Annotated in this window: 1 protein-coding gene; it reads right to left on the reverse strand. The window is 68.1% G+C overall.

The features are described 5' to 3' along the window. Positions 1-70 precede the first annotated feature (70 nt). Positions 71-385: a DUF736 domain-containing protein gene (locus O0J73_RS22365; protein ID WP_023103964.1), complete on the reverse strand. Its 315-nt coding sequence runs from the start codon at positions 383-385 to the stop codon at positions 71-73. Between the last annotated feature and the right edge of the window lie 1,027 nt (positions 386-1,412).

Here is a 1,412-nt window from a genome sequence, read left to right on the forward strand (position 1 = left end):
CGCGTGACGTGGCGATGTGCTGCGAACAGCAGCACAGCGCCCCGCCGCGATGGGCGGGGCGCTGCGGCGGTCACGCCGCCTGGGGCTTGCTGCGCGACCAGATCAGGTCGTGCGTACCGTCCTCGCCTTCGATCAGGCGGGCATAGACCGGAGCCGGGAACGAAGGATCGTCGAGGGTCACGGACTTGTATTCCCGCCCGGCCTCGCTGGTCTTGTTCCACGCCGCGCCGATGTCGTGGCCGGCGGCCTGGAGGCGGAAGTCGGGGGCGTTCTCGCTGCTGCCCTTGTCGTTGGGAACCAGCTTGACCTTGACGTTGAGCGTCAGGGTGCGCAGCGTGCCGGTGAAGCCGTCTTTGTCTGCGGTGAAGGTGCCGATGTTGGCCATGATGATTTCTCCTTTCGGTTGAACAAGGTTCGCGCCCATCGCGTCCTTGTTGTGATCCGGCCGGCGGGGGACGGGCTGGCTGCACCGCTTGCGGTCGAAACGCAGTGGAGAGCCGGGAGGCGAAAAGAATTTGCTGCGCGAGGAAGCCGCGCAGCGGCGGGGAAATTGTTTTCGCCGGACGGTTGCAGCCATGAAGCCCGAGGCGCAGCCGCGCCCCCGCCAGGATTCACAACGAGACAAGGACGCCTTGGGCCGAACCGCTCCGAAAGGAGATGGGGCCGACTCGGCATCCCCGCCCGAAGGCTTCTCCGGCTCGCCCGCTGACGCGGGCCAGGTCAACCCCGCAACGACAGGCGAGAACGCCCCCGCCATACCTTGCGGCGCCGGTCTTGAGGCGTGGCGTGGAAGCTCCATAGCGATACCGGGCGGGTTGTCCGTGAACCGTCCTTCGTGACGTGATGGGCAGGAACCGCCAGCGTTGAGGACGGCACGCACCTGCACAACCTGCCGCAGCAAGCGCCAGCGTGTTCGCCAGCGTCCCGTCCATCGCGGCGGGACGTTGGGCGGGCCGATCCGGCGCAGCCGGTTCGGCAGCATCGAGGGGCGCCAAGCATCGCGCGGCGGGGATAGCTCGCAGGGCTTTCCCCTGGAGGCAAGCGAAGCGCGCAGCGCCGCAGGCGCGAAGGCGTGAGGGATTGAAGCCGAATGGCCGTGACGGCAAAGACGGCACGGGGCGTAGCCCGAAAGCCCGGCGGCGCTATGCGCCGACACGCCCAGGCCGTTCCAGATTTCTAAGCAGGAAACGCGGACATGCCTCTGATGAAATGGGCGCGGCCCTACGCTGCGAGGTATGCACGCGGCAAGCCGAAAACCGCTGGTGATTCCCGCGCACGGCGGGCGCTACGGCTTGCAGACCCATACGGGCCTGCCATTACCGGGCGGGAAGCCCGGTCACGTCAACGCCGCCGTCTGAGCTGCCGCGAGGGCGGCGGCGTGCCGATTCGGCTGGTGGCCTTGAACACCGGGG

The organism is Stenotrophomonas sp. Sm6012 (assembly GCF_030985895.1).
Classification (GTDB): domain Bacteria; phylum Pseudomonadota; class Gammaproteobacteria; order Xanthomonadales; family Xanthomonadaceae; genus Stenotrophomonas; species Stenotrophomonas forensis.